Genomic DNA, 24,342 nt, shown 5'->3' with positions numbered 1-24,342 from the left:
TCAGGCCGTGACGCCGAGATACCGGTCGAGCACCTCGTCGTCCGCCTCTAGCTCCGCGGAGGTCCCCTCGTAGACGATCTCGCCCTGGTTGATGACGTAGTTCCGGTCGGCGAGCTCGAGGCAGACGTGGACGTTCTGCTCGACCAGCAGGACGGTGATCCCCCGGTCGTTGAGCCGCTCGACGATGTCCATCACGTCCTGGACGATGTAGGGGGCCAGCCCCTCGGTCGGCTCGTCCAGCAGAACGAGGTCGGCCCCGCCGACCAGCGCACGGGCGATCGCGAGCATCTGCTGTTCGCCGCCCGACAGCGAGGAGCCGGCGTTGCCCGCCCGCTCCCGGAGGTTCTCGAACATCTCGAGGGCCTCCCCGACCGACAGCGAGTCGGCCTCCGGCGCGCCGCCGTGGTCGGCCAGTTCCAGGTTTTCCTTGACGGTCAACTCCGGGAAGATCCGCCGTTCTTCGGGGACGAGCGCGATCCCGCGGGCGGCCGTCCGCGTCGCGTCGAGGCCGGAGACGTCGTCGCCGCGATAGACGACCCGGCCGCTCGTCGGCTCGAGGATGCCCATGATCGTCCGCAGCGTGGTGGTCTTGCCCGCGCCGTTGCGGCCGACGAGCGAGACGATCTCGCCCTCGTCGACCGACAGCGAGAGGTCGTGCAACACCGTCGTTTCGCCGTAGCCGGCGTGGACCGAGTCGACCGCGAGCAGCGGGTCGGCGCTCCCGTTCATTCGGTCATCCCCCCGAGGTAGGCGTCCTGTACGTCCTCGTTCGCGGCGATCTCCTCCGGCGTTCCCTCCGCGAGGATTTCGCCGCGGTTCAACACGGTGATGCGGTCGGATAGTTCCATGACGAGTTCGATGTCGTGTTCGATGAGCAACAGCGTCTGGTCGACCAGCACGTCCTCGATCAGATCGATCGTCTCCTGGGTCTCCTCGGCGCTCATGCCGGCGGTCGGCTCGTCGAACAGGACGAGGTCGGGGTCGGTCGCCAGCACGACGCCGATCTCGAGGCGGCGCTTGTCGCCGTAGGCGAGCGCGTCGGCCTGCTCCTCCGCGACGTCCGCGAGGCCGATCCGCTCGAGGACCGCGTCGGTGCGTTCGTTCATCCCGTCGTAGCGGTCGGTCGGCTTGAACAGCGCCTCGAGGGCGTTGTACTCGTCGCGGCCGATCGACTGGGCGGCAAGCCGGACGTTCTCGCGGACGGTCAGCCCGCCGAAGACGTTCGAGATCTGGAACGAGCGCCCCATCCCGCGCCGGACCCGCTCGGACGGCGACAGCCCGGTGATCTCCTCGCCGTCGAAGTAGATTTCGCCCTCGGTGACCGGGAGCGCGCCGGTGACGAGGTTGAACAGCGTGGTCTTGCCGGCCCCGTTCGGGCCGATGATGCTCCGGAACTCGCCGCGCTCGACGGTGAGGTCGATGCGGTCGGTCGCCACGAACTGGCCGAACTTCTTGACCAGGCCGTCGGTTCGGAGGATCTGTTCTTCCGCGGCGCGTCGATCCGTGTCGGGTTGGGTGGGTTCGGCAGCCATCAGTCGTCACCTCGCACGCTCGAGTCGTCGGGGGTCGGTTCCGGTTCGGGCTCCGGCTTGGGCCCCGGCCCCGAACCGCCGACGTACGGCTCGAGCTGGGCCGGCAGCGACACCAGCCCCTGGGGCAGGAAGATGACGAACAGGACGAAGACGGTCCCCAGCACCAGTCGCCATCGCTCGGTGAACTCGGTGAGTACCTCCTCGAGGCCGAAGAACACGCCGGAGCCGATGATCGGGCCGTACAGCGTCCCCATCCCGCCGAGGATGACCATCACGATCACCTCGCCGGAGTGGAGCCAGTAGGCGAACGACGGCGTGGCATAGCCCGCGTTGAGGGTGAACAGCCCGCCGGCCAGCCCGGCCAGCGCGCCGCTTATCACGAACGCGCGGCGCTTGTAGACCGTCGTCTCGTAGCCGACGAACGTGGCCCGCTGTTCGTTCTCGCGGATCGACTTCAGCACCGCTCCGAACGGCGACTCGAGCATCCGCCGCGTGAGCAGGAACGCGCCGACGAGCGTCGCCAGCGCGATGTAGTAGAACAGCGACTGGCCGGTCAGCGCGACGGGGCCGACGAAGATGGCGACCTCCTCGAGGCTGATCCCGACCCCGGCGAGCCCGTAGTACGCCGAGAGGCCGAACAGCCCCTCGGAGCCGCCGGTGATCTCGAGCCGGAACAGCAGGTTGTAGAACAGTTCGGCGAACGCCAGCGTGATCATCGCGAAGTAGACCCCGGAGACGCGGATCGAGAGGTAGCCGACGAACCAGGCGATCGCCGCCGAGAGGACGATCGCCAGCCCGATGGCGACGAACGCGGAGCCGCCGACGTGGGCCAGCGAGATCGCGACGGCGTAGGCCCCGAGCGCGTAGAACAGCGCGTGGCCGAGCGATACCAGCCCCGTATACCCCATCACGAAGTCGAGGCTGAGCGCGAACAGCCCCCAGATGAGGATCTCGACCATCAGCGTGACGGCGTAGGTCGAGTACAGCGTGCCCGCACCCAGGGGAACCAGCGCCAGGAGGCCGACCGCCGCGAGGCCGAGACGCCGCCGGGTATCGGGCGCGAGGACGCCGCCGGAGCCGGTCAGCAGGTCGCCGCCGCCCTCGCCCTCCGGCGCTTCCGAGCCGAACAGGCCGTGGGGGCGAACGAGCAGCACGGCGATCATCAGCAGGAAGATCACCATGCCCTCGAGGATCGGCGCGTACGTCCGCAGCAGCGTCTGGATGACCCCGACGGCCAGCCCACCGACGACGGCCCCCTTGAAACTCCCGAGGCCGCCCAGAACGACGATGACGAACGCGGGGATGATGACGGACATCCCCATCTCGGGACTCACCGTCTGGTAGCCGCCGAGGATGATCCCCGCGACGGCGGCCAGGGCCGCGCCGACGCCGAACACCAGCGAGTAGTAGCGGTCGATGTCGATGCCCAGGTTCCGGACCATCTGACGGTCCTGGGACCCTGCGCGGACGATCAGTCCGTACTTCGTGTACTCGAGCAGCGCCCAGACGGCAAGCGCCATCGCCGCGCCGAAGGCGATGATGAACAGGTTGTAGACGCTGGCGTTGAGGCCGAAGGCGGTGACCGTCCCCGAGAGGACGGCCGGAACGGCGAGGCTCACGTTCCCCGGTCCCCAGACGAGGTAGATGAGGTCGTTGATGACCAACACCAGCCCGAACGTCAGCAGGATGTGGTAGAGGGGGTTGCGCCCGTACAGCGGCTGGACCGTGTAGCGTTCGATGCCGACGCCGATGAGCCCGACCAGAAGCGGTGCGACGAGCAGGGCCGCGAAGAAGCCGTAGCCGCCGAACGGGCCGACCATGGCCAGCGCGAAGTACGCCCCGAGCGCGAACAACTCCCCGTGGGCGAAGTTGATCACGTGCATCACCCCGAAGATGACCGACAGCCCGGCTGCCAGCAGGACGTACACGACCCCGATGGTCAGGCCGTCGACCAGCGCCTGGAGGAGTCCTTCGACCATGGTCACCCCCTAGAGCTCACAGCCGGTCTCCTCACAGTCGGGGATGGCTCCCTCGCCGGACAGGTCCGTCAGGAGTTCGACGTCGGCGAGTTCGCCCTCGTCGGGTTCGACGCACTCGCCCATCCAGACCGGGTTGACCGCCTGTTGGTCGCACGCGCGGAACTCGTTGGGACCGAAGATGGTGTCGTGTTCCATCCCCGACAGCGTCTCCCTGACCGTCGTCGGATCGTTCGACCCCGCCTCGCGGATCCCGTTTGCGACCATTCGGATCGACTCGTAGCCGACCCGCGAGAAGTTGTCCGGCACGTCGTCGTACTCGTCCTGATAGGCGTCGACGAACGCCTCGTTGTCACCGGTCTCGATGCCCGGGATGTACCGGACGCCGCTGTAGACGTTGTACGCACCTTCCCCCGCGCCGGCCCGGACTGCCCGGAACGATGCGGTCGTCGTGACGATGGGGATCTCGTCCTGCAGGCCCCGTGCGCTGGCCTGCGAGAGGAAGATCGCCAGGTCCGCTCCCGTCATCCCGACGACGAGCGCATCGGCCTCGTCGCTCGCGTTGGAGATCTGGCTGATGAACGCCTCGAAGTCGGTCGACCCCGGGTCCGAGCGGGTGACGTCGACCCGTTCGTAGGAGTCGCTGATCGACTCCATGCGGGTCTCGACCTCCTCGAGCACCGAATCCCCGTAGGCGTAGTCCGCGATGTGGTAGAAGATCCTGTCCCCGAGTTCGTCGGCCGTCCACTGGGCCATCGCCTCCGCGATCTGTGCGGTGTTGGTCTCGAACCGGAAGACGTACTCGTTGCACTCCGATCCCGTGATCGAGACGTCCGCCGCCCCCGGCGTGTAGACGACCTCGTTCTCGAGGGCGAAGTCGTTGATCGCCAGCGCGGACGAACTCGAGATACAGCCGGTGATGAACTGTGCCCCGTCGGACTGGACGGCCTGCTCGGCCCGCTGGGTCGCCGTCGCCGGATCGAGTTGCGTGTCGTACTCCTCGTACTCGATCGTGAAGTCGTACTCGTCGCTCTCGTTGATCTGCTGGATCGCGAGTTCGGTTCCCTGGTGACGTTCCTCGGCGAGGTCGCTGAACTCCCCAGTGAACGGCTCGAGAACTCCGAACTGGACCGTGTCGAACTCGCCGTCGTCGTCGGCGCCTGCCTGTTCCGGATCCCCCACGCAGCCGGCGACCCCGACCAGCCCGCCGACGCTACCCGCGGTGATCGCCTTGAGAAGCCGTCGCCTGCTCCCCTGGCATGTGCCATCTCGAGACATACCTCCAGTAGATTACAATACATTATAAAAATCTACCCCGTTTTGTGGGGGTTTTATCAGGCGTCTCCGGCAGCATTTGTCGATTCCGCGCCGAATCGGGCGGAATCACCGCCGAGGGGTGTCGCTCGTCGGTGGCCGTCGAGCGGGGCGAACCAAGGCACCGGTCCAGCACGGCTCGAACCGATAAAACCCGGATACGTGGCGCACGACTGTTATGTCGCTCCGACACGAGGGTCGAGGCATGTACCGAATACTGGTCGGGCTGGACGCCGACCCCGAGCGGGCGGCCGCGCAGGCGTCGACGATCGAGTCCCTGCCGGCGGCCGACGAGGAGATCACGGCGATCCTCGCCCACGTCTTCGGCGAGAACCCGGAGGGGCGGTCGGTCCACGAACTCGAGGGGGTACGCCGCGTCGCGTCGACGTTCGACGACGCCGGGATCGATTACGAGTACTACGAGGCGAGCGGCGAACCGGCCCCGGAACTGATCGCGGCGGCCGAGGAACTCGACGTGGACATGATCTGCCTGTCGGGCCGCAAACGGACGCCGACCGGCAAGGTCATCTTCGGGAGCGTCACTCAGTCGGTCATCCTCGGAACGGATCTGCCCGTGGTGACGGTCAGCCCCGAGGAGTAGGTCGCCCTCGAGGACCGATCGCGCCGCCCCTCGAACTAAAAAACCCACGAATGAGCGGGACGGGAGTGATGGGGATGCGGGACATAGTCACACGCGACGATGACGACCGACACCTGCCCCGCCTGGGACCCGGCGGAATGCGAGGGGACGACGGGCTGTCCGCCGCGCTGCCCCCGTTTCATCGACAAACGCGGGGAGCCGATCCTGATCGAGCCCTACGACGGCGACCGCTTCGAGGGTCTCGTCTCCATGTACGTCGACTACCCCGAGGTCCACCGCTCGATGGGGGTGCCGCCGGTCACCCGCGAGCACATCGAGAGCTGGCTCGAGCGACTGATCGACCGCGGTTACAACGTCGTCGCCGCCCACGAGGGCGAGATCGTCGGCCACGCGGCCTACTCCCCCTGCTCGAGCCTCGAGCCCCAGTTCGTCGTGTTCGTCGACCCGGACTACCACGAACGCGGGATCGGGAGCGAACTCTGTCGGCACGTGATCGCCCGCGCGGCCGACAACGGTCACGAGGCGCTGGTCCTCGATGTCGACGGCGACAACGAGCGGGCGATCCACGTCTACCGCCGGATGGGGTTCGAGACGGTCGACCGCAGCGGCAACGACCTCCGGATGCGCCTGTCGTTCGACGAGCCGATCGTCGAGACGGTGCAGTTGCCGCCGGCCGAGCGGCCGGCGAACGCGTAGTCGGGAGCGACCGAACTTTTAACCCGAAATCGATCGACTGGACGGACGATGACCGAATCAGCGGCCGTTATCGTCGACGCGGTCCGGACGCCACAGGCACGGAAAGACGGCGGACTCGCCGACGCCTACCCCGAGGACCTCGTCGTCGCCGTCCTCGAGGCGCTGGTCGACCGAACGGCGGTTCCGGCGGAGGCGTGGGACGACTTCCGGCTCGGCTGTGCGAACCAGGAGGAAGAGCAGGGGCGCACCCCCCCCCGCCAGTCGCTGCTTGCCGGCGGGTTCCCGGAGTCCGTCCCGGGCGCGACGCTTTCCCGGCTCTGTGGCTCCTCGCTGACGGCGCTGGTCGACGCCGCGCGGGCGATCGAGGCCGGCGACGCCGCGGTCGTCCCCGTCGCGGGGGTCGAACACATGAGTCGCGTCCCCTTCTCCGACTGGCTCCACCCCGCCATCGAGGAGCGGTACGATCCCGACGCGCTGCCGATGGGGGCGACCGCCGAGCGGGTCGCCCGGGAGTACGGCGTCGGTCGGGAGGAACAGGACCGGTTCGCCCTCCGCTCGCACGAGCGTGCCGTCGACGCCTGGGAGTCGGGCCGGTTCGACGACGAGGTCGTCCCGGTCGAGACCGACGAGGGCCGCATAGAGCGGGACGAGGGGCCGCGACCCGACACCGACCTCGAGACGCTCGGCGAGTTGCCGACGGTCTTCGCCGACGACGAGGCGGCGACCGTCACGCCCGGCAACGCCTCGCCGCTGACCGACGGCGCCGCCGGGTTGCTCGTGACGAGCGCCGAGTTCGCCGCGGAACGCGGCCTCGAGCCGCTGGCCCGGGTGCGTTCACGGGCCGTGGCCGGCGTCGATCCCCGGGAGATGGGGATCGGACCGGTGCCGGCGACCCGCGACGCGCTCGTGGCCGCCGACCTCTCGGTGTCGGACCTGGGCCTCGTAGAACTCAACGAGGCCTTCGCCGCCCAGGCGCTGTACTGCAAGCGGGAACTCGGGCTCCCCGACGACCGACTGAACGTCAACGGCGGAGCGATCGCGCTGGGTCACCCCCTGGGCTGTTCCGGCGCGCGCATCGCGACGACGCTCTGTCACGAACTCGAGCGCCGGGACGGCCGGTACGGCCTCGCGACGATGTGCGTCGGGTTCGGACAGGGGGTCGCGACGGTGCTCGAGCGGCCGGACGCCCTATAGGTCGGCGGAGCGCCGCGCCGATCAGAAGAATGTCCACACACCACATGATTTTTGATGTGGGACGGAGGAGTGTCGAGTGAGGATGAGTTACAAGCAGCTAGAGACGGCACCCCGGGAAGAGATTCGGGAACGACAGAGCCAACGACTCCGGGAGACGGTCGAACGGGCCTACGAGAACGTCGAGTTCTACCGGGAGGCGTTCGACGAGGCCGGGATCGAACCGGACGACGTCGAGGGGATCGAAGACATCGAGAAGCTCCCCTTCACCACGAAAGAGGACTTCCGTGACGAGTACCCCGACGGCCTCTTCGCCGTCGACGACGACGAGATCCGGCGCATCCACGCCTCCTCCGGCACGACGGGGAAGCCCAAGATCGTCTCCTACACCGAGCACGACCTCGAGGTCTGGAGCGAGGTCGTCGCCCGCTGTCTCGAGGCCTCCGGCGTCGAGCCGGGCGACACCGTCCAGAACGGCTACGGCTACGGCCTCTTTACGGGCGGGCTCGGGCTCCACTACGGGGTCGAGGAACTCGGCGCGACGGTCATCCCGATCGGGGGCGGACAGACCCAGCGCCAGGTCGAACTGCTCGAGGACCTAGAGAGCGACGTGCTCACCTGCACGCCATCGTACTCGCTGTATCTCGCGGAGACCGCCGAAGAGATGGGCGTCGACGTCTCGGAACTGCCGGTGTCGACGGTGATCTTCGGCGCGGAGCCCTGTACGGACCCGATGCGCGAGGAGATCGAGGAACGCCTGGACGTCACTGGCATCGACATCTACGGGCTCTCGGAGATCATCGGCCCCGGGGTCTCCAACGAGTGTCACGAGGCCCAGGACGGGCTGCACATCTGGGAGGATCACTTCTATCCGGAGGTGATCGACCCACAGACTGGCGAGGTCCTGCCGGAAGGCGAGGAGGGCGAACTCGTGTTGACGACGCTGACGAAGGAAGCCCTGCCGGCGATCCGCTACCGGACGGGGGACCTCACGACGCTCACCTACGAGGAGTGCGAGTGCGGCCGGACGATGGTCCGGATGGACAACGTCACGGGGCGGGCCGACGACCTCATCATCGTCCGCGGGGTCAACCTCTACCCCAGCGAGATCGAGGACGTCGTCCTCGAGTTCGACGGGATCGCTCCTCATTATCGGATCGATCTCCACCGCGAGGACAACCTCGACCGCCTCGAGTTGACGCTCGAACGCGCCGAGGGCTTCGAGGGGGACGTCGAGACGCTCCGCGATCGGGTGCTCACCAGGCTGGAGAACGTCCTCTCGTTCACCCCGGACGAACTGCATCTCACCGATCCCGGCGGGATCGAACGGACGGAGGTGGGGAAGGTCAAGCGAGTCTACGATCACCGCTGATCGAACGCCGATACACGGAGCCGAGCCCGGTCGATGCGCCGTCTCGAGCGGTAGCTCCCATCAACGTTCGGTCCCGTTGCCGTTTCCCGTAAGCGAGGTAACTTATTTGTGCCGCGGTTGGGATGTCCACGTATGGCATATAGCTACGAGCCGCATCACTTCGAGGAGTTCGAGGTCGGACAGGAGTTCCAGAGCGTCGGTCGCACCGTCACCGAGGCGGACTTCGTCGTCCACTCGGCGCTGTCGGGCGACTGGACGGAACTGCACACGAACAAGGAGTACGCGGAGGACGGCCCGTTCGACGGCCGGATCGCCCACGGCCCGATGACGTTCGTCCACGCGACCGGGTTCGTCTACCGCACCGGCATCGTCGAGCGCACCGCCTACGCCTTCCTCGGGATGAACTACATGGACCTCCCCAACCCCGTCTACATCGGCGACACCCTCTCGCTCGAGATGGAGGTCACCGACAAGAAAGACGTCGACCACGAGGACGCGGGGATCGTCGTCCTCGATACGGAGATGACCAACCAGGACGACACCGTCGTCTTCCAGGGCGACATGAAGTTCCTGATCAAGCGCAAGGAGTGACGGCCGCCCATGCACGTACGCACCGACGACTCGGTCCGCTATCTCACGTTCGACCGTCCGGACGTCCACAACGCCGTCACCGCCGAGGTCGCCCGCGACCTCGCCGGCGAACTCGAGGCCCTCGACCCCGGAACGCTGGACGCGGTCGTCCTCGCCGGCGAGGGCGAGGCGTTCAGCGCCGGCGGCGACATCGAGGCGATGGCCGAACGCGAGGAGACGACCGCCGAAGCCTACGAGCGCGTCCGGGCGACCCTCGGTCGGGTCGCCGAGCGGATGCTGACCGCGCCCGTGCCGATCGTGGCGGCGGTGGACGGCGACGCCGTCGGCGCGGGGCTCTCGCTGGTCGCCGCCGCCGACTTCGCGTACGCGGCCGAGTCGGCCAGGTTCGGGGCCTCGTTCATCAACGTAGGGCTCGTCCCCGACGCCGGCGGCACCGTCACACTGCCCCGACTCGTCGGCCTGCGGACCGCGAAGGAACTCGCCTTTACCGGGCGACTGCTCGACGCCGCGGAGGCCGACGACCTCGACCTCGTCAACGAGACGGTCCCGGACGACGAACTCGAGGACCGTATCGACGACCTGCTCGAGACGCTCGCCGAGCGGCCGACGGAGAACGTCGGCCTGGCGAAGCGGGCCATCCACGACAACCTGGGGCGACCCTGGCGGGACGGCCTCGAGCGCGAGGCGTCGGTCCAGTCGCTGGCCTACGATACCGAGGCCCACCGCGAGGGCGTCGACGCCTTCCTGAACGATCGCCGACCGGACTTCGAGTGAGCGGTCGGCTGGCCCCGCCTTCCCGGAACAAATATCGGATCTAGATAATACTAAGGAGATTGGTTTTCGTCGACGAAATGGATCCAGTTCAGCCGAACTGACCTGGGCGGCCTCGAGACGGGACCAGTTCGAGACCGGAATACGGGACGGTGTGGCCGAAATAGCGCCGGAAGCGATCTCCTCGGTCACGGACGATGTTCTCCGTCGGCCGCTCGGCGAGCGATCCGGACGATCGACTCGAGTCGAATGATATGTGTCGGGGTAGGTTTCCAAAAGTATCGTATGAGTGTGACTTCGGACACTCCTTCGTCCCTGCGACCTCGAGCGACGACCCCACTCGACCCACGGGCGGTCTCGCGCTCGAGGCCGGTCCCCTCACTCGAGGCCGTCGGCGGACCCCGCGATCGAGCGGAGCCGGTCGATCCCGAGCGGCGGTCCGCGAACGAGGAGCGTGTCACCGCCCGAACAGGCGACGTCACCGGCCGGATCGAACGTCCAGTCGCCGTCAGTCCGGCGGATCGCGAGCACGACGACGCCGGTCTCGAGTTCGCCCTCCAGGTCCCCGACGGTCTGTCCGGCGACGTCGCCGTCCGGGCCGACGTGGACGGCCCCGATCCCCTCCTCGCTGTCCGACAGCGCCTCGCCGAACACCGGGGGGAGTTCCACGTTTCGTACCACGAGTTCGGCGATATCGACCGCCGCGTCACAGATCTCCTCGGAGGCCGTCGCCAGTCGGAGCAGCCCCCGGAGTTCGTCGGCGTCCCAGCCCTCGATGTCGACGACCCACGCCTCGAGGTCGTTGCGCCACTCGTCGGACCGATCCTCGACGGAGAACACCTCGCGGGCGAGTTCCTCGTCGTCGAACCGGGCCGCGCCGTAGCTCAGTCCGACCGCGAGTTCGGCCGCGTCCTTGAGTTCCACGACCGTCTCGGCCGCACGCTCGAGGGCGTCGCTCGACTCCGCAGGGGTCACTGGCGACGGGAAAGCATCGCCGGTCGCGCGCCGGTAGACGGCTTCGATCCCCGCCTGCGGTCCGCGACCGACGATCACGTCGCCGGCCTCGAGGCGGTCGTCCCCCTCCGGGGAGAACGCCCACTCCTCCTCGCGCCTGATCGCGATCAGCCTGACGCCGGTCTCGAGGTCGAGTCGGGACTCCCGGAGGTGACTTCCGGCGAGGTCCGACCCGGGATCGACGGTCGCCCGCACGAGCCGTTCGTCGGCCTCGGGAAAGGCCTGGTCGAACGCCTCGGGGACGCCACCGTCCTCGAGAACCAGTCGGGCGACGTCGGCTGCGGCCTCGGTGATCCGGACCGCGCTCGAGGCGATCTGGTGGAGGCCGACCAGCCGCTCGGCCTCGTCGGCGCGTTTCGCCGCCAACATTAGCGCGATCCGGACGTGGTACTGCAGGTAGTCGACGCGTGACTCGAGTTCGAGGACCTCGTCGGCCAACGCGAGGTCGTCGTAGCGCAGAGCGGAGTACGCGAGGTCGACCGCCAGTTCCGAGGAGTCCTTGAGTTCGACGAGCGTCTCCCGGACGTTCCGGGGCTCGTAGGAGATGTCGCGCATTACCCGTCCCGTGACGGCGACTGGTAATCAAGATTGGGTCGGGATCGACTTCGCGACCCCCGATACCGTGCGGTGAAACCAACCCTTAATGCGGCGGCCGCATACCTTTGGACAGATGTTCGGTCACGACTCCGCCCTCGATGTCTATCGGCAGGCGCTGCCGGTGATCCTCGTCAGCCTCGTCGCTGGGCTGTTCGCCGGCACGTTGCTCGGTACCGAAACGATGCGCCAGGGTATCGAGAGCGTTCCCGGAATCCTGCTGTTGCTCCCGGCCTTTCTCGCGACCCGCGGCGGCGTCTACGGCTCGCTCGGCGCGCGCCTCTCGAGCGGACTCCACCAGGGGCTGATCGACCCTCACTTCGAGTGGAACGGCCGACTCAAGAACGCGATCGTCGCGTCTTTCCTCAACGGGATGATCGTCTCCGTGTTCATCGCCGTCCTCGCCTGGGGGGTCCTGCTCGTTCTGGGCCGGGCAGGGAGCCTCATCGAGCTGGTAATCGTGCTAGTCGTCGCAGCCCTGTTGAGCGCGTTCGCGATGCTCGGCGTGTTACTTACCGTGATCTTCAAGGGGTATCGACGGGGGCTCGACCCCGACAACGTCATCGGGCCGGTCGTGACGACCGTCGGCGACGTCTTCGGCGTCGCCTTCCTGCTCGTCGGCATCGCCACCGCCGGGGTGGTGCTGTGAGCGCCGGCAGCGACGTCCTGGCCGGCGAGGACCTCGAGGACGACCTCGTCGGTAGCTGGACCGTCCGGAACATCGTCTCGACGCTCGTCCCGCTGTTGATCGCCCTGTCGGTGCTGCAGATGGTTTCGGGGACCGTCCTCGAGACCTTCGAGGACCAACTGCTCGAGAACCCATCCTTGCTCGTCCTCGTCCCCGTGATGATCGGGACTGCCGGCAACCTGGGGTCGATCATGTGCGCGCGGCTCTCGACCCAGTTGCACCTCGGCACGCTCGAGTTCTCGCCGGACAACCCCGATATTCGGGCGAACGTCGGCGCCGTCATCGGCCTCGCGGCGACGGTATTCGTCCTGCTCGGCATCGCCTCGTGGGCCATCGGGCGCGCGCTCGGGGGTTCGCTCGGGCTCGGGACGCTACTGGTGATCACGATCGTTAGCGGGTTGCTACTGGCTGTCTGGGTAGTCGTCGTCAGCACGGTCTCCGTCTATGCGTCCTACCGGCTGGGGTTCGATCCAGACGATACGACGATCCCGGTCGTCACCAACATCTGTGACATCACGGGCGTGTTGATTCTCTTCAGTGTCGTCTGGGTCGTCATCTGAGGCGGTCCGGCTCCTTCGATCGATCCGACTACCGCCGAACGCGGGGTCGCGTTCGATGGGAGGCGTGATCGCCCGATGGTTTAGTAGTTGTAAGATATATCTGGTTAGTTTGAATGGGTGAGAGGCGATAAAAACACCATTAGAGTGCCTTTCGAACCGTATTCTGATCAGGACAAACAGAATAGATATAGGAAATTTTTATTGTTTGTTCATGCCTATCATACCCGATGACTCGAACAGATTCAGTACGCAAAGAGCGCCCGGCCTCGCCGTTCGTTCGAGGACGAGACGAGGGCGACCGGTTCAACATGTTCGGCGGGCTCACCTTCATCAAGGCGACAGGGGAGGAAACCGGCGGTGCCTACGGGCTCATCGAGCAACGCGCCGACGCGGGGATGGCGACGCCGCTGCACGTCCACCACGCGGAGGACGAACTCTGGTTCGTGATCGACGGACGGATCTCGGTCCACGTCGACGGAGAGACCGTCACCGTCGGCTCCGGCGACGTTGCCTTCGGGCCGCGGGGTGTGCCCCACGCGTTCCGCGTCGACGAGGACGGAAGCCGATACCTCATCGTTCGCAACGCCGGCGGCGAATCGTTTTTCGAGGCCGTGGGCGACCCCGCACACGACCTGACGCTTCCCGACCCCCGTCCCACGGAGGCACAACTCGAGCGCCTCGAGGGGGTGCTCGAGACGTACGAACTCGACCTGCTCGGCCCGCCGCCGTTCGACGACTGACCGTCGCACTTGGCGGCCGGTCCTCTCGGAGGCTGCCAGGTTCTCTCGGCCGCGACGTGGCGGCTTCGGGTGCGCCGACGACTACTCGAGCGCGGCCGGCGGATCCGGCAGTTTCTTCTGTTCCTCCGGGTCGTGATGGACGATCACCGTCGCGTTCGTCGCTCGCGCCCGATCCCGCACCCGCTGGATCGACTCGAGGGAGTCCTCGAGCGACCAGGAAAACGACGGGACGCGCTCGCGCTCGTATCCCCCGCGGCTGTTGGCGACGTCGGCGGCGAGGACGACAGCACTGGACTCGAGTTCGACCGCAAGCGACTGGTGACCGGGCGTGTGTCCCGGCGTCGGGAACGCCACGACGCTGCCGTCGCCGAAGAGGTCGTATTCGCCCGTGACGGCGGTCACGTCGACTGATTCGTCCCGCAATGGGGAGAAGTCACCCTCGAGGTAGAACAGCCGCTGGACGCCGTCGGGCCAGAACGCGTACCGCAGTTCCGACTTCTGGACGACGATTTCGGCCTCCGGGAACGCGTCGACGTTGCCCGCGTGATCGACGTGGAGATGCGAGAGCACGACGTAGTCGACGTCCTCGGGTTCGTACCCCAGCGCGGCGAGGTGGTCGGTCGGCGACTGCCCGACCGAGAGGTCGAGCGTCTCGAGGAACGCCGTCATGTGGGCCGCCCCGTTCGGCCCGTACCCCTCGGGATCCGCCGCCATCTCGCGGCTAATCCCGGTGTCGAAAAGCACCAGCCCCTCGGGGTGCTCGAGGAGGTAACACGGACACCAGCCGGTGTAGGGTTCGCCGGGGTCCTCGAGTTGTACGGCCATGCTGTGATCGAAGGTCCATTCGGCGGTGTTGAGCCGGTAAAGACGACGAACTGTCATACGTCTATTCGGGGCCGATCTCCGATAGAAGGTTCGCCTAACCGAGGGGTTCGTCATCGCCGGTATCGGTATCGGTATCGCTATCGCTATCGCTATCGCTGTCGCCGTCACCGTCGTTCCTCCCTCGACCCCGTCGTCGTCCCATCAGGCGGCCTGTCGCTGCTCGGTTTCGTCTTCCGCGTAGATCGAGTCGACCTCGTCCTCGAACTCCTCGAGGATCGCCCGGCGCTTCTTCTTCATCGTCGGGGTCAGCAGGTCGTTGTCCTCGGTGAACTCGATCGGAACGATCCGGTACTCCTTGATCGTCTCGTGGGCTTCGAACCGTTCGTTGACCGCCTCGACTTCCTCGTCGATGCGCTCCCGGACCCACTCGTGGTCGGCGATTTCCTCGGCGCTGTCGGGCAGATCGACGCCCTCGTTCTCGGCGAGCCGGCGGAGCGCGTCGACGTTGGGGACGATGAGCGCGCCGACGAACTTCTCGCCGTCGCCGACGACCATGCACTGCTCGACGGGTTCCCGCGCCGCGAACGCGTCCTCGATCGGAGCCGGAGCGACGTTCTTCCCGGTCGAGAGGACCAGGAGTTGCTTCGCGCGCTCGTGGAAGACGACGTAGCCGTCGGGTCGGATCGTGACGATGTCGCCGGTCCGGAACCATCTTCCGGAAGACGAGTCTTCCGACTCCCCGCTCGCTGTGCTCGCGGGGACGTCTTCGGTGAACGCCCGATCGGTCGCTTCGGGTTTCTCCCAGTAACCCTCGGCGACGTTCGGCCCCTTCACGAGGAGCTCGCCGGTTTCGCCCGGGGTGTCGGCGGCTTCCCCGTCGGGGACGACGGTGTCGTCCACTTTCACCTCACAGCCCGGGACCGCCGGCCCGACGGTACCGATCTTGGGCTCCTCGGGCGGGTTCGTGGTGACGACGGGTGCGGTCTCGGTCAGCCCGTATCCCTCGAAAATGGGCAGCCCCATCCCGTGGTACAGCGTACAGAGATCGGGCGAGAGGGTGCCGCCCCCGCTGACGAGCATCTCGATGTTCCCGCCCAGCGCCTCCTTGACCTGGCTGAAGACCAGTTTGTCCGCGATCGAGAGCTTCGCCTCGAGGATCGGTCCCGGATCGTCCGTACGCTGGTACTCCTTGCCGACGTCGGTCGCCCAGTTGAAGATCCGCTCTTTGATCGGCGACTCGGTGGCCTGCTCGCGGATGGCGTCGTAGATCTTCTCGTAGACTCGCGGGACGCTCGTCGCGCCGGTCGGCTGGACGGCCCCGAAGTCCTCCTGGAGCGTCTCGGAGCTTTCGGCGTACGCGACGGTCGCGCCGGCGGCGAACGGCAGGAAGTGGCCGGCCGTCCGTTCGAAGACGTGTGCGAGCGGCAGGTACGAGACCATCTTGCTGTCGTCGTCGATCGTCGGCGTGTCCTCGCCCTTGTCCGGCCGTGGTCCGACGCGACGATAGACCTGGTTGACGTTCGCCCGGAAGTTCCGGTGGGTCAGTTTCACGCCCTTGGGCTGGCCGGTCGTTCCGCTCGTGTAGATGATGCTCGCCAGATCGTCCACGTCGGGTTCGTCGACCCACTCCTGGTAGGCCTCCTCGTCGAAGGCTTCCTCGCCCAGATCGTAGACGTCCGCGAGGGTGTAGACGTCGTCGCGGTCGTCTCTCGAGAGTTCGTCCATCGAGACGAGAAACTCGAGGTCCAGATCGTCTTCGACCTCGAGCACTCGCTCGAGCAGTTCCTCGTTCTCGACGACGACGCCGTCGGCGTCGGGATCGTCGAGCAGGTAGCGGACCTTTTCCGGCGAGGAGCTCTTGTAGACGGTCGTGACGACCGCGCCGGCCGACAGCAGGGCGAAGTCGGTCTGGGCCCACTCCATCCGCGTCTGGGCGAAGACGCCGACGCGATCCCCTTGCTCAACGCCGAGTTCTCGGAAGCCGGTCGCGAGGATGCGGACGATGTCGCGCATCTCCGCGTACGACAGGCCGGCGTACTCCCCCTGTGGTGCGGGCGGGAACGCCGTTCCGGCCATGCTCCGGTCGTAGATCCCACCGCGATACTGCTGGGCGAGCGAGTTGGCGTTTCGCTCGACCGACTTCTCGAACATCCGGCCGAGGGTCTCGGTCCCCAGCACCTCGCTCTCGAACTCCCGTTCTGCGGTTTGCCAGTCCATGATTTACCGTACCATGAATCCGTACCTACATGAAAGATGGGTATAGTACAGGGTTAATTGAACAAAATAAATCATCCTCGAAATAGCGTGACCGATGATGCCGTTGTACGGGAGATCAGTTTTCGTCGTAAATCTGCCCGACCCGGTCCTCGAACTCCTCGAGGATGACCCGTCGCTTCTTCTTCATCGTGGGGGTCATCATGTCGTTGTCCTCGGTAAACTCGATGGGAACGAGTTCGAACTGCTTGATCTGCTCGTAGGACTCGAAGTCCTCGTTGACCCGGTCGACTTCCTCCCCGACGTACTCCCGGACACGCTCGTCGTCGCACATGGCTTCAGGGTCGTCGGGGAGGTCGATCCCTTCTTCGTCGGCCCACTCGCGGATGTGGTCCGTGTTCGGGACGAGCAACGCGCCGACGAACTTCTCGTTGTCGCCGACGACCATCGCCTGTTCGACGACCTCGCTGGCGGCGAAGGCGTCCTCGATCGGGCCGGGGGCGACGTTCTTCCCCGTCGAGAGCACGAGGATCTGTTTGACCCGGTCGCGGAACTCGATGTAGCCGTCGGGCCGCAGGTGGACGATGTCACCGGTGCGGAACCAGCCGTCCTCGGTGAACGCCCGGTCGGTCGCGCTCGGCTTTTCCCAGTAGCCGTCGGTGACGTTCGGCCCCGTCACGACGAGTTCGCCGACCTCGCCAGGGTCGTCGAAGGCGTCCTGGTTGGCGACGGATTCGTCGACTCGTAACTCCACGTCCGGCAGCGCCGGGCCGATTGTCCCGATCTTGGGCTCCTCGGGCGGATTGACCGCCAGGACCGGCGCGGTTTCGGTCAGGCCGTACCCCTCGTAGATCGGCAGGCCCATCGCGTGATACAGCGTACACAGCTCCGGCGAGAGGCTTCCGCCGCCGCTGATCAGCATCTCGATCTCGCCGCCCAGCGCCTCTCGAACGGTCGAGAAGACGAGCCTGTCGGCGAGGGCCTGTTTCGCCGACAGCACCGGACCCGGATCGTCGGTTTCCTGATAGTCGACGCCGACGTCGGTCGCCCACTCGAAGATACGCTTCTTGACCGGGGATTCACTCGCCTGCTCCCGGATGGCGTCGTAGATCTTCTCGTAGACTCGCGGGACGCTCGTGGCCACGTTCGGCCCGACGGCACTGAAGTCCTCCTGGAGCGTGTCGGGATCCTCGGCGTAGGCCACACAGCCGCCGCTGGCGAAGATCAGGAAGTGGCCCGCGGTCCGCTCGAAGACGTGGGCAAGCGGCAGATACGAGACGGTCTGTGCGCTCTCGTCGATCGACGGCAGGTCGTCGGGCCTGTCCGGCCGCGGAGCCATCCGCTTTCTGAGTTGGTTGACGTTCGCCCGGAAGTTCCAGTGGGTCAGTTTCACTCCCTTGGGCTGGCCGGTCGTCCCGCTCGTGTAGATCAGACTCGCCAGGTCGTCCGTGTCGGGTTCGTCGATCCACCCCTGATACGTCTCCTCGTCGAACGCTTCCGCGCCCAGTTCGTAGACGTCCGCGAGGGTGTAGATATCCTCGCGGTCGTCGTGGGCCGAGAGCTCGTCGATCGAGACGATGAACTCGAGATCGAGATCGTCCTCGACCTCGAGCACTCGCTCGAGGGCGTCGCCGTTCTCGACGACGACGCCGTCGGCGTCGGGGTCGTCGAGCAGGTAGCGAACCTGGTCCGGCGAGGAGCTCTTGTAGACGGTCGTGACGACCGCGCCGGCCGACAGCAGGGCGAAGTCGGTTTGGGCCCACTCCATGCGGGTGTTCGAGAAGATCCCGACGCGGTCACCCGTCTCGATCCCGAGTTCGCGGAAGCCGGCGGCGAGGTTGCGGACGATGTCCCGCATCTCGGCGTAGGAGAGCGTCCGGAACTCGCCGGGTCGGGCCGCAGACACCACCGAATCAGTCAGCGACCGGTCGTAGATCCCACCTTTGTACTTCTGGGCCGGCCGATTGGCGTTCCGTTCCGCCGACTCCTCGAACATTCGTCCGAGCGTCGACTCCCCGATTACCTCGTCGTCGTACTCGCGTTCGGCGTCCCGCCAGTCCATACGTGTGTGAGGGAACCTCCCAAGCGATAAAACGTGATGAAACTTGTTTCACCTGTCGCTACGTTTATTCGACGCGCCGGGCGCCGAATACCGACGCGCTCGTACCGGCTTACTCCCCGTCGAGGTAGCCGAGTACGCCCCGGACGTTCATCGCGGCTTCCGCGCTGGCCTTGCGCTCGCCCCAGGTGTCGGCCCGCTCGCTGCCGACCGTCTCCGCGAAGTGGTCGACGACTGCCTCGTCGTCCTCGAGTTCCCGTCGCTTCGACTCGACGGCCTCGACCCACGTCGAGAGGACGTCACCGTACTCCGCCAGGGCGTCCTCGAGGTCGTCGCCGACCTTCCGCGGCCCGAAGTGGGTGTACAGTAAGACGCCGGGATCGATCTCGCCGATCGTCTCGAGGTCCTCGAGACACTGCTCGAGGTCGAAGTCCGACGGCGGCGAGGTCTCGACGATCTCCTCCGTTCCGGGGATCCAGATGCCGGCGGCGTCGCCGGTGAAGACGGCGTCGTTCTCGGGATCCTCGAAGACGACCTGGTGGAAGGCGTGGCCGGGCGCCTCGTGGACGCGCAGTTCGTGGTCGCCGAGATCGACGACGTCGCCGCCCTCGATCTCGCGGATCCGGTCCTCGGGAATCGGCTTCGGTTCCGTGTAGAACTCCCACTGGTCGCCGACGGCGGCTTTCGTCCCCGCGACCAGCCGTCCCGGATCGGCGAGCAGGCTCGCGCCCGCGGCGTGGACGCAGACGTCGGCGTTCGGACACGCCTCGGCGAGAAAGCCCGCGCCGCCGGCGTGGTCGAGGTGGATGTGGGTCACGGCGATGACCGCCAGTTCCTCGCGGGCGATGTCGAGTTCCGCAAGCGCCGCGAGGATCCGCTCGTGGTTGGTCCCGATGCCGGTCTCGACGACGGCGGGCTGCTCCGCGTCGAGCACGTAGGCGGCCCCGTAGCCGTCCGTATCGTACATGCCGGTGTCGAGGTAGTAGAGGTCCGAACAGTCGCCGGTCGTCACTTCGGTGAGTTCGCCGCGTTCCATGTCTCCCGAATCGAGCGGCCCCGAGGTAAAACTACACGTCTCGGTCCGCGTTACCGGGAACCAGCCTCGCCGCGGCCGTTCGCCGACTGCTCGCCCGATCGGCGCTCGTCCCGCCAGCGACCCTCCGGCCGATCCTTCCACTCCCCGATGCCGGAGGGATCGAGATGGACGTGAGCGTCGCCGACGTCCTCGAGGCCCCGCAGGCGCTCGACGAGTTCCGACTCGATGTCGTGGGCCTGCCGGAACGGCATGTCGCCGTCGACCTCGACGTGGACCTCGACCTCGAGAAGGGTCCCATCGTAGAAGACCGTCAGGTCGTGGACGCCCTCCACGTCGGGGTGGTCCCGCAGCGCCCGGGTGATCGCGGCCCGTTTCTCCGAACCCGGTGCGGCCCCGACGAGGTAGTCGACGTTCTCGCGGGCGATCTCGACGCCCTGGTAGACGACCAGCAGGCTGACCAGTCCACCGGCGATCGGGTCGAGCAGGGACTGGCCGAGCAACACGCCGACGATCCCGACGAGCGCGGCGAACGTGGTGTAGATGTCGTTCAGGCAGTCGATCGCCAGCGCCTCGAGCGCGGCCGAGCCGAGGGCGGCGTTGACGCGTTCGGTGTAGCGGTAGACGAGGTACATGTCGACGATCGCGAACGCGAGCACGCCCAGCAGGATCGGACTGGGGTCCGGCGGGTCCGGGACGAGGAGTCCCTGCAGGGAGTCGTACAGCAGCGACAGCCCGAGCAGGGCGAGGACCGCACCCACGAACAGCGCCGTCAGCGGTTCGATCCGGGCGTGGCCGTGAGGATGGGTGTCGTCCGGTTCGTCGAATGCGCTGCGCCCCCAGACGAGGACGACGACGCTCGAGACGAGGTCCGCGACCGAGTGGGCCGCGTCCGCGACCAGGGCGACGCTGCCGAAAGCGATCCCCGCAGCGCCCTCGGCGAGGATCTTTACCGTATTCCCGAGGACGTTGACCCACGATGCCTTCGCGAACGCACGTCGCCCGTCCTCGTCGGTCATGTCTCGGTTTAGACCCAGTCTAAACTTGAGCCTTTTCCTTCTCGAGCGCGGACGTGACGGACCGACGGTTTCGCAACGCTCATGCGGTTTCTGTGAGAAGCGCGCCGTAACGAATGGACGACTCGAGAAGATGCGAGCAGCCGACGACTCGGTCCGAACAGTGACGATGACAGCCGACCACTCCCTCGTTCGACTCGAGACGTTGGCACTCGTCGCCATCGGCGGGTTCGCCGGTTCGAACCTCCGGTTTTTAGCGACGGACCTGCTCGCGGACGTGCCGGGGATCCTGCTGGTCAACGCCGTCGGCAGCGCCGCGCTCGCCTTTCTCGTCTACGAGGCGGAGTACGCTGGCCTGGTCGGCCGACGGTCGCGGGTCGTCTTCACGACGGGATTTCTCTCCTCGCTGACGACCTACTCGACGTTCGCGGTCCAGACCGCGCTCGCCGGCGATCCGCTGCTCGTCGTGGGGATCGTCGCCGGGAACTACGGGCTCGGATTCGCGGGCGTCGTGGCCGGTCGTTCGCTCGCGCGTCGGGTCGCCAACGGGACGGGATCGGCCGTCGGAGGGGGTGAGACGGCGTGACGCTCCCGCTCGAGGCGCTCGCAGACGTTCTGACGGCACCCCCAACTGTCTCGTTCGCGTTCGACCCCCAGCCCGCCCACCTGGTCGGTACGGGCGGCGCAATCGGCGCCGTCCTCCGTCACTGGGTCTACCTGCAGTTCTCGAGCGAACGGTTTCCCTGGCCGACGCTCGCGGTGAACGCGATCGGCAGTTTCGTCCTCGGGTTCGTGGTCTTCGCCGGCGTCGGCGAGTCGACGGCCCAGTTGGTGGGAATCGGCGTCTGCGGCTCGTTCACGACGTTCTCCTCGTTTTCGGTCGAAACCGTGCAACTGTACGAGCGCGGGGATCGGCTGCGGGCGGTCGCCAACGCGGCGGGGAACCTCCTGCTCTCGCTCGCGGCGATCGGTCTCGCGTGGGGGGTCGTCTCCGGAGCGCCGGCCTGACGGCGTAACTGGTCCGATTCGTGAGGTGTGTGGGCATACACCACTCCTGTGCGGCAGCGGTCCCGCAGCCGTCACCGACCGCGACGGACCGCGGAAACCGGTCGCGACCCCGATACGTTTAACAGGTAACTGAGTGATGCACTGATATGAGCGTTCGGGGCGACTTCTGGTCGATCTATCGCGAGGCGCTCCCGATCCTGCTGGTCGCGCTCGGCGGGGGCCTGTTCGCCGGACTCGTGCTCGAGGACATCCTCGAGAGCGTCGAGCGGTTTCCGGGGTTGCTCGTGATGGTGCCGGTCTTTCTCGCGACGCGGGGGAACGTCTACGGGGCGCTCGGCGGGCGCATCTCGAGCGGCCTCCACCAGGGGCTGCTAGACCCGCAGTTCGAACGGAACGATCGGCTCGTCAACGCCGTGCTCGCCTCGCTCGTCAACGGGATCGGGATCTCGATCGTCATCGGCGTCATCACCTGGGCTGCACTCCTGGTACTGGGATGGGAGGTCGCCGCGCTGTCCGAACTGGTCGGGATCATGCTCGTCGCGGGCACCCTGACGTCGGTCGTCATGATCGTCGGCCTGCTCGGGCTGATCTTTGCCGGGTACAACCGCGGCTACGACCCGGACAACCTCGTCGGACCCATCGTCACGACGCTCGGTGACATCTTCGGGATGCTGTTTATGCTGTTCTCGATCGGCTTCGTGGAGGTGCTCGCCTGATGGTCTCCCAGCCCCAGCACGGGCAGGGGTCGCTCGGCTCCTGGAACTGGACCTCGATCGTCGGCAACATGTTTCCGCTGCTCGTGGCGCTGTCGATCATCGTCCTCTGGGCCGGCATCACCCTCGAGGGGGCCGAGGAGATGCTCGAGGAGTACGCGATCCTCGCGGTGATGGTACCGACGATGATCGACATGGGTGGCAACCTCGGCGCGATCCTCTCCTCGCGGCTCTCGACGCGGTTTCACCTGGGGACGACCGAACTCGATCCGACCGATCGCGTGCTGTGGTCGAACGTGGGTGCGATCCTGGCCCTGGCCGCGACGATCTTCACGGCGCTTGCGTTCGGCGCGTACGCACTCGGCGTGCTCGTCGGGTCGCCGCTTCCACTGTCGACGCTGCTCACCATCTCGCTGCTCAGCGGGATGTCCGTCGCCGTCATCGCGATCGTTTTCAGCTTCGCGGCGACGTACGGCTCCTATCGGCTCGGGATCGACCCCGACGACACGACGATCCCGATCGTCACCAACGTCGTCGACGTCTTCGGGATGCTCATCTTCATCGGCGTTTCGGGGCTGGTGCTGGGGTTCTGACTGCCGTGGCAGGCGAGCGGTCTCGAAGTCGAGTCCGAGTCCGAGTTCGAGTTCGAGGCCACTGCGCCGCCTGCGGATCGCCCCGAGCGACTCGTGATCTCAATCGTCCGCCGCCACCTCCCCCTGCTCGAGGTAGTCGACCATCTCGTCGGTCTCCGATTCGAACTCCTCGAGATCGATCTCGTTGCCGTGCAGTATCGTCGAGAAGTACCTGGTCGAACTCGCAAGGTTGACCGCCTCCTCGAGTTCGGCCTCGCCGACGTCCGCCAGCCGTGCCTCCTCCTTGTGGAAGTAGGTGCAGTACGGGCAGCCGATCGCGGCCGCAACGCCAACGCCGATGAGCCCTTTCTCCCGGGCCGAGAGTTCGTTCTCGCCGAACGTGAGGTCCCGGAACAGTCCCCAACTGTGCTCGATCGCGGGATCAGCGATCGTCTCCATCCAACTCGGTACCTGTCCGAGCGTTTCCTCGATCTCCTGTCGTGTGTCTTCCGATGCCATGGTTCTGCCCCGCGGGTACGGTACTCGATCCAGCAGTACCTAGCTACCGAGTGACGTTTCGGCAGTCGGTGCCGTCACTGCATCCCGTGCGGACGAGTCGAGGGCTGCATTGCCCTCTTCCCGCGTCTGAAGACGCTGGAATCCCGCCACGGATATCATCTCGGCCCCCGACGGGTCGACGGCCACGCTCGACACCCTCCTGTGGTCTCGCGGCGCACGAGGATAGCGACGGTCCCGGACCCCGAAGTGGACCGCCCCTTTTCGGGATTCAGACCGCAAATCCCGTTCGCCCGTAACGCCGTCTGACCGCCGTCTGCTGGGCGTCTGACGCCGTCTCAGCGACCGATTGTCTGACTGAGATTCAAGTGGCGGGCTGTTGCCGTCGTCGGTATGCCAGTCGACGCACCAACCCCCGACAGCGACCGACCGTCCCGCACGTTCCCCTCCCCCGATCGAGAGGGGGTGATCGACCGATGACGGCGACCATGACGATCGCCGTCTCGGTCGCACTGACGCTGCTCGAGGTGGTTCGAGCGTTCCCGCGTCCGAGTTCGGCCCGCGATCGGTTTCGTCTCCGGCCCCGGTTCCAGTACGGCGAACGGGCTCGAACGCTCGCGTCGCTCGTCCTCGCGCTGGCGGTCGTGGCCGTCGGCACGGCGGTGTACCTCGAACTCGTCGGCGTACTGGTGGCGTCGCTCGAGTGAGTGTGCGATCGACCGCCCAGGAGCGCGACGAACGCTCCC

The 24,342-nt window shown here is 66.7% G+C and carries 25 protein-coding genes; 14 read left to right on the top strand and 11 right to left on the bottom strand.

The features are described from left to right. The 4 genes from CHINAEXTREME_RS02505 to CHINAEXTREME_RS02490 are packed head-to-tail and all read right to left on the bottom strand — an operon-like array spanning window position 1 to window position 4,786. On the bottom strand, window positions 1-729 hold the full coding sequence (locus CHINAEXTREME_RS02505; RefSeq protein WP_007142080.1) for an ABC transporter ATP-binding protein: 729 nt from the start codon (window positions 727-729) through the stop codon (window positions 1-3). Next, window positions 726-1,532 carry an ABC transporter ATP-binding protein gene (locus CHINAEXTREME_RS02500; RefSeq protein WP_007142081.1) on the bottom strand — a complete coding sequence of 269 codons (807 nt, stop codon included), beginning with the start codon at window positions 1,530-1,532 and terminating at the stop codon, window positions 726-728. The genes CHINAEXTREME_RS02505 and CHINAEXTREME_RS02500 overlap by 4 nt, the downstream gene beginning before the upstream one ends. Then, window positions 1,532-3,511 (bottom strand): ABC transporter permease, encoded by a 1,980-nt coding sequence (locus CHINAEXTREME_RS02495; RefSeq protein WP_007142082.1) that lies wholly within the window; start codon window positions 3,509-3,511, stop codon window positions 1,532-1,534. The genes CHINAEXTREME_RS02500 and CHINAEXTREME_RS02495 overlap by 1 nt, the downstream gene beginning before the upstream one ends. Window positions 3,512-3,520: 9 nt before the next feature. Continuing rightward, entirely contained in the window at window positions 3,521-4,786 is a 1,266-nt protein-coding gene (locus tag CHINAEXTREME_RS02490; protein WP_029601453.1) for an ABC transporter substrate-binding protein, read from the bottom strand. A gap of 241 nt (window positions 4,787-5,027) precedes the next feature. Between CHINAEXTREME_RS02490 and CHINAEXTREME_RS02485 the strand changes: the two genes are divergently transcribed. From CHINAEXTREME_RS02485 to CHINAEXTREME_RS02460, 6 genes are all read left to right on the top strand, one after another. Further along, entirely contained in the window at window positions 5,028-5,423 is a 396-nt protein-coding gene (locus tag CHINAEXTREME_RS02485) for a universal stress protein (RefSeq protein WP_029601454.1), read from the top strand. A gap of 99 nt (window positions 5,424-5,522) precedes the next feature. Further along, entirely contained in the window at window positions 5,523-6,119 is a 597-nt protein-coding gene (locus tag CHINAEXTREME_RS02480; RefSeq protein ID WP_007142085.1) for a GNAT family N-acetyltransferase, read from the top strand. 48 nt (window positions 6,120-6,167) lie between these two features. Next, the gene (locus CHINAEXTREME_RS02475) at window positions 6,168-7,313 is read left to right on the top strand and encodes a thiolase family protein (protein ID WP_076738693.1); all 1,146 of its coding nucleotides are present in this window, start codon (window positions 6,168-6,170) and stop codon (window positions 7,311-7,313) included. Window positions 7,314-7,395: 82 nt separating this feature from the next. Beyond that, entirely contained in the window at window positions 7,396-8,682 is a 1,287-nt protein-coding gene (gene paaK / locus CHINAEXTREME_RS02470) for a phenylacetate--CoA ligase PaaK (protein ID WP_007142087.1), read from the top strand. A 132-nt stretch (window positions 8,683-8,814) separates the two neighbouring features. Beyond that, entirely contained in the window at window positions 8,815-9,273 is a 459-nt protein-coding gene (locus CHINAEXTREME_RS02465; protein ID WP_007142088.1) for a MaoC family dehydratase, read from the top strand. 9 nt (window positions 9,274-9,282) lie between these two features. Continuing rightward, window positions 9,283-10,047 (top strand): enoyl-CoA hydratase/isomerase family protein, encoded by a 765-nt coding sequence (locus tag CHINAEXTREME_RS02460; RefSeq protein ID WP_007142089.1) that lies wholly within the window; start codon window positions 9,283-9,285, stop codon window positions 10,045-10,047. 375 nt (window positions 10,048-10,422) lie between these two features. Here CHINAEXTREME_RS02460 and CHINAEXTREME_RS02455 read toward each other — a convergent pair whose 3' ends face one another. Further along, on the bottom strand, window positions 10,423-11,613 hold the full coding sequence (locus CHINAEXTREME_RS02455; protein WP_007142090.1) for a potassium channel family protein: 1,191 nt from the start codon (window positions 11,611-11,613) through the stop codon (window positions 10,423-10,425). Between the two features lie 115 nt (window positions 11,614-11,728). On the opposite strand from CHINAEXTREME_RS02455, the gene CHINAEXTREME_RS02450 reads away from it, so the two are divergent. From CHINAEXTREME_RS02450 to CHINAEXTREME_RS02440, 3 genes are all read left to right on the top strand, one after another. Continuing rightward, window positions 11,729-12,301, top strand: a complete 573-nt coding sequence (locus CHINAEXTREME_RS02450) for a magnesium transporter (RefSeq protein WP_007142091.1) — start codon at window positions 11,729-11,731, stop codon at window positions 12,299-12,301. Next, window positions 12,298-12,900 (top strand): magnesium transporter, encoded by a 603-nt coding sequence (locus tag CHINAEXTREME_RS02445; protein WP_007142092.1) that lies wholly within the window; start codon window positions 12,298-12,300, stop codon window positions 12,898-12,900. Before CHINAEXTREME_RS02450 ends, CHINAEXTREME_RS02445 begins: the two co-directional genes overlap by 4 nt. A gap of 227 nt (window positions 12,901-13,127) precedes the next feature. Beyond that, on the top strand, window positions 13,128-13,640 hold the full coding sequence (locus tag CHINAEXTREME_RS02440) for a quercetin 2,3-dioxygenase (protein ID WP_238593336.1): 513 nt from the start codon (window positions 13,128-13,130) through the stop codon (window positions 13,638-13,640). A gap of 81 nt (window positions 13,641-13,721) precedes the next feature. Here the strand turns inward: CHINAEXTREME_RS02440 and CHINAEXTREME_RS02435 are convergent, their stop codons facing one another. The 5 genes from CHINAEXTREME_RS02435 to CHINAEXTREME_RS02415 all read right to left on the bottom strand — a co-directional run bounded on the left by CHINAEXTREME_RS02435 (window position 13,722) and on the right by CHINAEXTREME_RS02415 (window position 20,790). Then, on the bottom strand, window positions 13,722-14,522 hold the full coding sequence (locus CHINAEXTREME_RS02435; RefSeq protein WP_029601455.1) for an N-acyl homoserine lactonase family protein: 801 nt from the start codon (window positions 14,520-14,522) through the stop codon (window positions 13,722-13,724). Window positions 14,523-14,666: 144 nt separating this feature from the next. Beyond that, window positions 14,667-16,682: an AMP-dependent synthetase/ligase gene (locus CHINAEXTREME_RS02430; RefSeq protein WP_007142095.1), complete on the bottom strand. Its 2,016-nt coding sequence runs from the start codon at window positions 16,680-16,682 to the stop codon at window positions 14,667-14,669. A gap of 115 nt (window positions 16,683-16,797) precedes the next feature. Then, window positions 16,798-18,741, bottom strand: a complete 1,944-nt coding sequence (locus CHINAEXTREME_RS02425) for an AMP-dependent synthetase/ligase (RefSeq protein ID WP_007142096.1) — start codon at window positions 18,739-18,741, stop codon at window positions 16,798-16,800. Window positions 18,742-18,850: 109 nt separating this feature from the next. Next, window positions 18,851-19,774, bottom strand: coding sequence for an MBL fold metallo-hydrolase (locus CHINAEXTREME_RS02420; protein ID WP_007142097.1), 924 nt, complete (start codon window positions 19,772-19,774; stop codon window positions 18,851-18,853). Window positions 19,775-19,824: 50 nt separating this feature from the next. Next, window positions 19,825-20,790 (bottom strand): cation diffusion facilitator family transporter, encoded by a 966-nt coding sequence (locus CHINAEXTREME_RS02415; protein ID WP_007142098.1) that lies wholly within the window; start codon window positions 20,788-20,790, stop codon window positions 19,825-19,827. A 166-nt stretch (window positions 20,791-20,956) separates the two neighbouring features. On the opposite strand from CHINAEXTREME_RS02415, the gene CHINAEXTREME_RS02410 reads away from it, so the two are divergent. From CHINAEXTREME_RS02410 to CHINAEXTREME_RS02395, 4 genes are all read left to right on the top strand, one after another. Beyond that, entirely contained in the window at window positions 20,957-21,373 is a 417-nt protein-coding gene (locus tag CHINAEXTREME_RS02410; RefSeq protein ID WP_029601456.1) for a fluoride efflux transporter FluC, read from the top strand. Next, entirely contained in the window at window positions 21,370-21,795 is a 426-nt protein-coding gene (gene crcB / locus CHINAEXTREME_RS02405) for a fluoride efflux transporter CrcB (RefSeq protein WP_007142100.1), read from the top strand. The genes CHINAEXTREME_RS02410 and crcB overlap by 4 nt, the downstream gene beginning before the upstream one ends. A gap of 146 nt (window positions 21,796-21,941) precedes the next feature. Continuing rightward, window positions 21,942-22,511 (top strand): magnesium transporter, encoded by a 570-nt coding sequence (locus tag CHINAEXTREME_RS02400; RefSeq protein ID WP_007142101.1) that lies wholly within the window; start codon window positions 21,942-21,944, stop codon window positions 22,509-22,511. Further along, complete coding sequence (locus CHINAEXTREME_RS02395; protein ID WP_007142102.1) at window positions 22,511-23,101, top strand: magnesium transporter; 591 nt, start codon at window positions 22,511-22,513, stop codon at window positions 23,099-23,101. The genes CHINAEXTREME_RS02400 and CHINAEXTREME_RS02395 overlap by 1 nt, the downstream gene beginning before the upstream one ends. A 99-nt stretch (window positions 23,102-23,200) precedes the next feature. Here CHINAEXTREME_RS02395 and CHINAEXTREME_RS02390 read toward each other — a convergent pair whose 3' ends face one another. After that, the gene (locus CHINAEXTREME_RS02390) at window positions 23,201-23,599 is read right to left on the bottom strand and encodes a carboxymuconolactone decarboxylase family protein (RefSeq protein ID WP_007142103.1); all 399 of its coding nucleotides are present in this window, start codon (window positions 23,597-23,599) and stop codon (window positions 23,201-23,203) included. Window positions 23,600-24,072: 473 nt separating this feature from the next. Between CHINAEXTREME_RS02390 and CHINAEXTREME_RS02385 the strand changes: the two genes are divergently transcribed. Then, complete coding sequence (locus tag CHINAEXTREME_RS02385) at window positions 24,073-24,303, top strand: hypothetical protein (RefSeq protein WP_007142104.1); 231 nt, start codon at window positions 24,073-24,075, stop codon at window positions 24,301-24,303. Window positions 24,304-24,342 lie beyond the last annotated feature (39 nt).

Source organism: Halobiforma lacisalsi AJ5, from assembly GCF_000226975.2.
Classification (GTDB): domain Archaea; phylum Halobacteriota; class Halobacteria; order Halobacteriales; family Natrialbaceae; genus Natronobacterium; species Natronobacterium lacisalsi.
This window is presented reverse-complemented; position numbering and strand designations above follow the sequence as displayed.